The sequence below is a fragment of the Providencia sp. wls1943 genome, assembly GCF_009706275.1.
GTDB lineage: Bacteria > Pseudomonadota > Gammaproteobacteria > Enterobacterales > Enterobacteriaceae > Providencia > Providencia zhijiangensis.
On record NZ_WLTU01000014.1, the window covers coordinates 1 to 10531 of the forward strand.

Sequence of the window (10531 nt, forward strand, 5' to 3'; positions counted from 1 at the left end):
TCTTCTAATACTAAACAGTACTGAATACTGTTCATAGAAAGGTAAATTAACTAGTACTTACAATAGGTTATAAAGCTTATAGGCGTATATTCTAGCTTTGTTGTACATGAGTTTTACGCGATTATATCAGGGTCTAGTACTGGAACATAGCTACCATCTTATAGAGAACAATATGAACTCTCAGCAAAGTTACTGCCTTTTAGTACTTGAAGTTTTTTGAGGCAGGGTAAGCAGGTGGTTTTTATGAAAAAGTGTCCAATGGGTCAACAGAGGTATTAAGAGATACATTATTACCATTGGACATTTTATACTGATTAATGATCACCTATCGGGATTATTGATCATTAAATCAATATTACTATTGAGTTTATCAATTAGCTCTATTAGTACTGAACCCTAACCCGATAAAACCTATCATTATTGTTAATTAGATTTTGTACTCATATCATAATGAATTATGTTATACATGAAAGATATCAGTACTGATCGAGTAGTGTTTTGACTCGCCTAAAATGAATTTTGATGTGAACTCGCGGCAAAGTTACCAGTCTTTAGTACTCGAATTATTATGAATCAGGGGTAATATACTGTTTTTATGAATACTTAAAGTAATCCCTTACTGAAGTAAAAAATAGTTCTTTTTTTATATGAATGAGATAAAAAGTTAAGTAGGTAATTTATGCATGTAAGTAATGTAAGTAATGTAAGTAATGTAAGTAATGTAAGTAATGTAAGTAATGTAAGTAATGTAAGTAATGTAAGTAATGTAAGTAATGTAAGTAATGTAAGTAATGTAAGTAATGTATGTAATGTATGTAATGAAAATCCAGTACTTGATATAGTTATTACAAATAAAGATAAGTAGCTTTAAGGATTATTACTAGAAATAAGAATATTTACAATGCGTTGCTATTACTGAAAATAGATATAATTATAATAAAATGCTTTTATCAAAAAAAGTAATTATATTTCAATTTCCTTGAATTGTTTGAATAGTATATAAATTCACTTTAATCACCCTTCTCTGAGTTTATTAAAAATAACGATAAAATTCGCATAAAATAATTGACAAATCTAATTTTAAGGAGTATATTTAAAATAGAGAAAAATATATTGCATTATCTTCTGTTTTACCCTCGAGTTAATTCATCTCAAATTCAAATTTTTACTTCAAACCAACCTATTAATGAATGAAATCTAGAGAATATCTTCTGGTTTTAATTAATATAGTAATTAACATGTAAAAAGAATGATAGTAGGCATAATAGAGATTTAAATCAAGACCAATTAAAAAAGGAGGTAAAACAAAAGAAATTCTGAAATTAAAGTATTGACATGATGTATATCATTTTTCTAACGAACCTATGAATGCCCACCATTGGATTCCATATAAAATTATTCACATTTTACAGAATAATTTCTTACTTAAAAATATATCATCTTAAATTAGCATCAAAAATATAATAAAAATATTCAGGAATTTAATAATTATTAAAATACATATAAATCATAGGGGTTATTAATAGTTATTAAATTATGAATTGTTTTTATTTTATGAAATCAAGGAAGTGGGTTATAATAAAAGGAAATAAAATGGACTTAAATAAAATATTGTACTTTACATGGTATAAAAATAAGTACTCATCTAATGGATGTGAAACTGGTGAAATAATACATACTAATGAGCATTGGCATTCAATAGTTGAATATATTCTAAATAAGGATATTTGGTTGTCTTTTGAGGCTTCAGATACTGAAGAATATCAAGAGGCTAAAGAATATTTTGATGGAGCTATATTTGCTCAAATGGCTGAGGGTAAGCCAAGAACTAACGAAAATATAATAAAACATTATGCGATAGTAATTGATATAGACGGAGATTATACAGTTAAATACGTTAAAGATAAATTAAAAGAATATGAGTACTTACTTTACTCGACAGGTAGTCAAGGATTAAAAGTTGGTGACCATTTTAGGGTCATTTTGCCACTATTAAACCCAGTAAGTAAAGATGAATATAACAGCTTTTCAAAATCATTGGAGAGTATGTTTTATTATTCTGACCCTTCATTTTGTAAAAGATTACAAATACAATACTTACCTCGTATAAATAAAATCTATGAATCAGTGTTCATTTCCGAATATAACCAAGGAGTATTTTTTGATATTTCAAAGTTAGAGAAAAATCAAATTATAGAAAATGAGTTTAATTCTGATGTTTTTAAAAAAATTGAAAATAATTATCTTTACGCGGTGGAGAATAAAGATGAAATATTGAATTTAATAATTGATAAAAATAGAGGGAGTTTAAGTTATGATGAGAAGTTAAAGTTAACCAGTATTTTAAAAAATGCCGGTTATGAAAAAAATGATATTATAGAAACAATAGATTTAGTGCGTAAATTAGATTCGAAAAACTCTGGATTCGATATGTATGAAAAAGCTAATACATCATATGGCAGTATATTGAGCTTAAGGAACTTCCTTCCTGAAAAAAGCAAGGTATTATTAAATACAAATACTGTAATAAATGATTGTAATTCAAACTATGATTTTGAGTATAATCTAAGTGAAGATCAATACCTTTCTGATATTATTGATGACATAGAATTTAAAAAAGGAATCAATTTACTAATTGCTAGCACAGGAATAGGAAAAAATCATGCAATGATGAATAGAGAAAAAACAAAAATAATAACGCCGTTAACATCTATCGTTGAACAATCTGGAAGTAATAATGATCTATATAAAAATAGTATAGCCACATGGAATCAAATAAAATGCTTGATGGATGAGCCTAGCGAATGTAAACAATGGGATTTAGTAATAGATGAAGCTCATGGAATTATATTCGATTATGATTATAAGTATGAGACAATTGAAACTATTCAGCAAGCTATTAAGCTTTTTAATAAAGTTATCTTTATGTCAGGAACAATAAAACCAGAATATTTTTCCAATATAAAGTTTGAAACAATTAATAAAGTTACAAAAATAGATAATACTTTAAAACAGATTCAAACTTACTTTTGTAAAAGCAAAGAAGATTCAATAATACGAGATCTAAAGAATAGTGAAAGAAAATCTATCCTTTTGATAAATGATAAGGCAAAAGGAAAGTATATTGGTGAGCAATCAGGGAAAAAATTTATATTAGTTAATGCGAATCTTAAAAATGAAGAAAATGTAAAAAATTTATTTAGAAAAGGAATAATGGGAGATTATGACTGCATTATCGGTACTAATAGTATTGTAGAAGGTCTTAGTATTATTGATGAACTGGATGAGGTTGATATTTTCATTTGTGAAGAAACAGATCCTGACAGAATTGAACAGTTCACCAATAGATTTAGAAAAATAAAGAAATTAAAAAATGTAAATTACTACATTGATAGTAATAGTATAATAAAAACAAATGATAATAATATTGAAGAAGTTATAGAATCGGCAAAGGAACTTGCTAATGCACTTAAAAATTCATTTGATAATGCACAAAGTAACCAACAAAAAGATGCTTTCATTGAAAACTATCATATTAATAATAAATCCAATGTATATATTAAAAACAACGATTTTTATGTTAACTATAATATGATTGATTTTCAAAGTTACGAACATAGAAAGGAAAAGTCTAATAACGAATTCAGTTACTTCATGTCACGACTTTTTGAATATAATTTCCAGATATTCCTTCCGATTTATGACGATTACATGTCTAATGCCAATGTTGATATAAAGGAACTTAAAAAGATTGAAAAAGAATTAACTAAGGAAAATGAAAATAAAGAACTGATTGAATTAAAAGAGTATTTTGAAAAAGGAGTGACTCCTGAAATTAAAGGAGATACTTTTTTAAAGTACAAAATAAAAATACACGGTATGATCAATAAAGGTTTAAATAACAATGACATACAACATGTAATTAATTCAATAATAGAGGATAGGGATTATGAGAATAAACTACTTAAAGATATAGAATATAATAAAACAAATTGTCAATATAGAGATTATGTCATTTCTGAAGTGAATTGTTTAAAGTTTTCACATAAAAAAATTGATTATATAAGTTCAGATGATGCTAATACCATTGCAACTAACGTTGTAAGAATGGTGCTATCTAAGGAATTCGATAATGATATAGATTTAATGATTAAAAGCTCTGATTGGAAATCTTTGATTAGTAAAAAAATGTCCAATGGTAATAATGTATCTCTTAATACCTCTGCTGACCCATTGGACATTTTTTTTGTAAAAGACAAAATGGCAAGCCGCGTGATTAACAAGTACATATCCTTAAGTAATTCAACTAAGATTACTAGATCTAATGTACGTATCTCTGCATATAAAATTCTTCATTTGTCATTAACAGGCATTAAGCTTAACCAATTGAATTTAAATGATTAATTTTTCACTTCGTGAGCGGAGCTAAGATAGTTAATTGATCGATATTACCTATTGGTGAGATTTATATTGATAGTTTTGATAGATAATAGCGATCAATTTAATAAAATCGATCGTTATTATCGATCAATTAACTGAGGTGTGGTATGATAGACGGCATAGAATGATAAAATTTAATCAAAGGAGAATTTGGTGCTTCAATTAATCGTCGTTACATCGTAAATTTTTAAATGCCTATTTATTTGAATTATTGACTCAACTTCGTGAAATGATGGGGCTTTGGCAATAAAATTATAAATTGAATCGAACTCATAAAAGTTTAAGTAATCTTCCACCGGAGATATATCGAAAACGGTTAGGAAATTCTAATTTAACGTATCTCAATTATTAGGATGTGACAGCCCAATCGGTATGTTAAATTGACAAAATTAAAGGGGTTATTAAATATGGTTGGAGTTATACTGATTATAGCAATTTTTATAGCAGGTTTTTGTTTAATAAAAACATACAAATGGTGTGAGTTTAATAAAATAAAAGGATTTTCAAAATTTATGGCATTATTGCTATCTAGCTTTGTTTCCTTTGTGATTGTTTTTTTTATAGGGATGTTTTGGTATGGTTATAGTCAAGGGAAATTCAAACATCAAGAAAAGAAATTTAGCTGTGACATATTTATGTATGAGGGAGTTGCTTCAAAGCTAGATGGATCTACTAAAAAAATTGGGAAAAGTCTTCCTATTGGTGGTGGTAGTTTAATATTAAAAAATGATTATTTTATTATTAAAGCTAATTCAAGTAGTGATGAATATAAATCTCCACCATTAAATTCTAATGAAAATCTAGATGGGGGAGTACTTAGTGCGAGTACACATAATAGTTCCACTCAAGGCTCAATATACTATATGTTAAATAAAGATATTAAAAAACCAGATGCTAGAATGATAGTAACTATTCCATTAAATAATAGTGAAGATAAAGTAATGGCAATGTCAGCAGTTAATTGTAGAAGTAATAACTAAGTTTATTCTATAGATCATTAGGATTCATTCAAGAGTAATAGCCATCTAAATTAAGGTGGCTATATTCATTTATAAACTGACAATGATTTTTTAACTCTAAAAACGGTAGCTCTCCCACAATCACATAATTTAGCTATTTCATCCGCAGTGTATTTTTTAGCCTCTATCATTTCAGTAATTTTACTATGAAGTACTGCATTCTTTTGTTTACCCTTGTATTTTCCAGCCTTTTTAGCTATAGCAATACCTTCATCTCTTCTAGATGCAATAATGCCTCGTTCAAACTCTGCTACTGCTCCCATCATAGTTAAAATTAATCTTGAAGCGGGAGAATTATCAAAACTCATATTATTGTCTAAAAATTTAACAGTGATCCCTTTTTCTACTAATTCATCCACTAGCGACAAAAGCTCTTTAGTATTACGGGCTAATCTATCAATAGATTTTGTAATTAGGGTATCATCTTGTCTTAAGTGTGATAAGAGCAATAGCAGTTCTGGTCTGTCATTAATATTTTTCCCAGATACTTTTTCTTGTATTACTTTATCGCAAATAGGTTCCAGTACTGTAAGCTGCCTTTCTAAATTTTGATCTTTGGAAGAAACTCGAGCGTAACCAAATATCATAAATCCTCCTGTATCATTTAGTATATCCAAATGATACCGAATCATATAGATGGGATCAAGTACTAAATGATACTATTATAGTTGGTTTAAGTGAGTATCATTAGGGAGTAGTAAAATGATATTCATTGTAGTAAGTTTAAGTGAATTAAGTAGAATTAAGGGAGATAACTCTCCCCTTATTGCTAAGATTAAACTTTTATTGCATATTGTATACAAACATGGTGCCTTCCATCGACTTCAAAATGCTGAATTAATTTCCGTAACATTGCATATGGTGTAATTTCTTCTTCAGTTTTAGTTATGACTGCATGTCCATCAAAGTTAAAAATGTTAACACCTAAATTTGATATATGTTGTAGATAGCTTTCCCACCACTCATTAAATTTAGAACCCGTATAGTAGGTAATAAGTACTGTTTTAGATATTTGTAAAGGATTATAATTTGTTAATAATTTTATATAATGGTCATTAATATAACTAACCTTTAAACTATTTAGTTTCATTGCTTCTATAATTGAAAAAAGATAGCCATCATTATCTTCAATAAGCAAATCTAATTCTCCAGCACTTTTTCCTGATGCAGATGAACCTTCTCTAGATTGATCTTTTACTTTATATTTCATTGCTAATAATATGTTTCTTAATTGATCATTTATTTCATCTTCGCTATTGCCATTATTGTTTGTTCTCGCTAGCCTATGTAAGGCCCATGCAATATCATTTGATAATTCACTAAATGATAATTTTTTATTTAAGACATTTTTAATGTTGTTAGGTGACAGGTTTTGAAGATTAAATAATGATATTCTCTGTTTCTTTAACTCTTCAATGAATGGCCTATAGGCTTCATTATTCGAAGTAACAATGTCTCTATCAAAAGTTGTAGCCGCTTTTTGAATTAAATCAAAAACTAACTCAGGAACATTTTGGCTTATATCGCTATGCGTTAATAGTATTTTTCCATCTTTACGTGAGCTTAGTTGTGATTGCCAAACTTTTAATAATGAAAATGCATCAGTATTATTTTCTACAGCTTTAGAATATTCTAGAATAAGCTTTCCTTTTGAATCTAATACGATTTGGTCATCTGAATTTAATAAGACATTCATAAAAATATTACTAAAAATAACAGGGTCTGATATATGACTAGAAATAAAACCAGGACAGAGACAATGAGCTGATGCCATTTTAAAGCCCCTCATTTTTTTTCATCATACGATCAAGTTTTTTTTGCTGAATTAATAACGTATCGCTAATCTCAACATCCATAAACTCTGAAGGCCATGAAATATCACCATCTGAAGTAACCTCAATACGCTTTATTTCAGTTTTATAATTAATTTTGTCTCTTTCTAAATAATAAACTGCTATATCATTTTCTGATAGTTTCGAGTCTTCATCAACTATTCTAAGTCTGAGTCGACGAACTAATGCATCACTATGAGTTTCAATAATAAACATTTTTGAGTTATTTAAAGCTATTTTAATTAATGCATCAGTTAACCATGCTTGCATTTTTGGATGAAGGTGAATTTCTGGTTGCTCAATTATCGTTATCGAACCAATAGGGGATAAGTAAGCTTGTACAAGTATAGGAAGAACTTGAGAAATACCAAAGCCTACATCAGTTAGTTCCAAATTTACAGCTTCTTGATTAACTGATATTTTATGTATAATATCATTTACTTTTTCTACATCAATAGCAATTTTGAATTCAGCTAATAGCTCGTTAATACTATCTTTTATATGGGTATTATTTTTCAGTACTTCGGCTAACTCTGTACCATCAGATGCATTTAATTGATTATGATAAATAGCCTTGTCTAATAAATAATATCGTTGTGGAAATGCTCTTAATGGACTAACATGGTTAATATTGACGTCAGAAAACAATGTTTTAAGCTCACTAAATGATGCACTCATTATTCTCGAGAAATAAATTGCAAATGGATTATTGGAATTAGTGAAATAATTAGCCATTGAAAATCTGATACCTTCATCAGCATCACATACAAGTAACGATTTTAAATTTAGTAATTTTTTAATGTCTTTTTTCGATTTTCTTAAAATATCATTATCAATCACATCAGACATTAATGTTATATCTGATGAAGAATCAATTTTAATATCTATGATACTTTCACTACTTTTATTTGATAATTTAATTTGACATATATAAAAACAGTCATCTTTCTTTCTATATTTAAATTTTAATTCAATTCTATGGGCTGCTAATCTAGTTAATGAGATAGGTATTAGCCCTACCATACAATCGTGTATCTTTTGATATGAAATATCATCCATAATACTAATGAATTTTTTGCCCGATTGCGTTTTAAATCTTTGATTAACTTTTATTTTGTCTTTATTTGCTCTAAATACGCGAATAATAGAACATATCTTTTCAGACATTTTAGATAAGTTGGTTAAATTAAAACCTTCACTTGTATAATAAAGATTATCTAACTCATTTAACAATGGTTCTATTGATGAGCTAATTTCTCTATTCATTCGTAAACTTTGATATACATACCTAGCACAATCAAAATGAATATCCATACACTCACGTTTTGCTGCACTAATTAATCTTTTAATTGCAGTTTGTTCATCAAATTCAAACGCAAAGCTTAAAGTATTATTTTTGTTTTTATCTTTTATAATATTTAAAGATTCTCCCATTCCTACTCTATTACCATTAAGACGAAATGGTGTTTCAGAATTTGAGGATGCTTCTATTGATTGTGACAGCATTAAAAATGAATTTAATATGGCACTTTTACCACAGCTATTCGCTCCTAGTAAAATAGTCAATGGTTTTAATTCCAATGAAAAACTCTCAAATGCTTTATAGTTTCTTCCAGTAAATCTAGTTAACATAGCTTAACTCCATTGAAACTTAATTTATATTATGAATAATAGCTAGTAATTTTAGCAGCTTAGATTTTTTTTATAAAGTATCTTAACTTATTATTTAACTGTTTATTTATACATGTTTTATATGACTGTGAGATGAATGGTCTCTGGAAGTCTTGTATAGTGTTAGATGATATAGGTTTTAATTAAGAATAGGTATCTTGTAGTTTGCTAGCTATCAACGAAGAAGTGCTTTTAACGATTATTTTTCTGTTAGTTTTTAGATGTAATACTATGGATATATTACATATTTTTCATGATGTTGCACTAAAACCTTTCTTTACTGAAATAATCAATCAAGTGTTTTTTATTTCAGTAAAGGATTCCTTGGGATTTTTAGATTGATAAAAGCCCCCTATAGAGCTGCAAAAATTTGAGTTGTGAAGGCTGGTAACTCTGCAGAAACGATAATTTTTGACTCTCATTTCATATGTAAACAATAAATTATGATTTATTGTGTGGTTCGAAATTAATCTGCTATTTTCATACTAGCACATCAAATTTTATTGCTTAGAACAGGGTATTTTGTTTGGTAATATACAAATATTGATTGAGAATAATTATTCTCGGGATTTATTTTTTAAATAGTAAATTTTTTCTTGCTTTAATTAAGTCATCACTAGGAAAGTCCTTTGTTCTAGTGCTAAGTCCAAATCCATTATTATTCAAAATTCGTTCACCAAGTGCTATTTGTTTATCAACGCATTCTTTTACCATCACATGTATGGGCTTTATTTTTTTATTTGATTGTTTCATTTTAAACTCCTAAATTTGTTTTTATATACTATTTATTATTTTTTTTAATTTGATTATTGTGTAATCTACAATTACTTTATTTTTAATAACAGTATAAATTTATAATTCAGTTATTTTTATTTTCATTACTAATTATCTATATAAAGTACTGAATTTTTACTTCAATGATATAAAAACCACATCATTTTTTACTTCAGTAAGGGATTACTTTAAGTATTCATAAAAACAGTATATTACCCCTGATTCATAATAATTCGAGTACTAAAGACTGGTAACTTTGCCGCGAGTTCACATCAAAATTCATTTTAGGCGAGTCAAAACACTACTCGATCAGTACTGATATCTTTCATGTATAACATAATTCATTATGATATGAGTACAAAATCTAATTAACAATAATGATAGGTTTTATCGGGTTAGGGTTCAGTACTAATAGAGCTAATTGATAAACTCAATAGTAATATTGATTTAATGATCAATAATCCCGATAGGTGATCATTAATCAGTATAAAATGTCCAATGGTAATAATGTATCTCTTAATACCTCTGTTGACCCATTGGACACTTTTTCATAAAAACCACCTGCTTACCCTGCCTCAAAAAACTTCAAGTACTAAAAGGCAGTAACTTTGCTGAGAGTTCATATTGTTCTCTATAAGATGGTAGCTATGTTCCAGTACTAGACCCTGATATAATCGCGTAAAACTCATGTACAACAAAGCTAGAATATACGCCTATAAGCTTTATAACCTATTGTAAGTACTAGTTAATTTACCTTTCTATGAACAGTATTCAGTACTGTTTAGTATTAGAAGA

6 protein-coding genes are annotated in these 10531 nt (G+C 27.7%); 2 read left to right on the forward strand and 4 right to left on the reverse strand.

What is annotated here, in order from left to right; genetic code table 11:
- The first annotated feature begins 1593 nt into the window (after positions 1–1593).
- Both GKR48_RS05430 and GKR48_RS05435 read left to right on the forward strand, forming a co-directional pair.
- On the forward strand, positions 1594–4404 hold the full coding sequence (locus GKR48_RS05430) for a hypothetical protein (protein WP_154627325.1): 2811 nt from the start codon (positions 1594–1596) through the stop codon (positions 4402–4404).
- Positions 4405–4847: 443 nt separating this feature from the next.
- Positions 4848–5420 carry a hypothetical protein gene (locus GKR48_RS05435; RefSeq protein ID WP_154627326.1) on the forward strand — a complete coding sequence of 191 codons (573 nt, stop codon included), beginning with the start codon at positions 4848–4850 and terminating at the stop codon, positions 5418–5420.
- 65 nt (positions 5421–5485) lie between these two features.
- Here the strand turns inward: GKR48_RS05435 and GKR48_RS05440 are convergent, their stop codons facing one another.
- From GKR48_RS05440 to GKR48_RS05455, 4 genes are all read right to left on the reverse strand, one after another.
- Complete coding sequence (locus tag GKR48_RS05440) at positions 5486–6046, reverse strand: recombinase family protein (protein WP_154627327.1); 561 nt, start codon at positions 6044–6046, stop codon at positions 5486–5488.
- Between the two features lie 188 nt (positions 6047–6234).
- Positions 6235–7233, reverse strand: a complete 999-nt coding sequence (locus tag GKR48_RS05445) for a hypothetical protein (protein ID WP_154627328.1) — start codon at positions 7231–7233, stop codon at positions 6235–6237.
- A 1-nt stretch (position 7234) separates the two neighbouring features.
- Complete coding sequence (locus tag GKR48_RS05450) at positions 7235–8923, reverse strand: AAA family ATPase (protein ID WP_154627329.1); 1689 nt, start codon at positions 8921–8923, stop codon at positions 7235–7237.
- A 609-nt stretch (positions 8924–9532) separates the two neighbouring features.
- Positions 9533–9715, reverse strand: a complete 183-nt coding sequence (locus GKR48_RS05455; protein ID WP_154627330.1) for a hypothetical protein — start codon at positions 9713–9715, stop codon at positions 9533–9535.
- Positions 9716–10531: the final 816 nt, after the last annotated feature.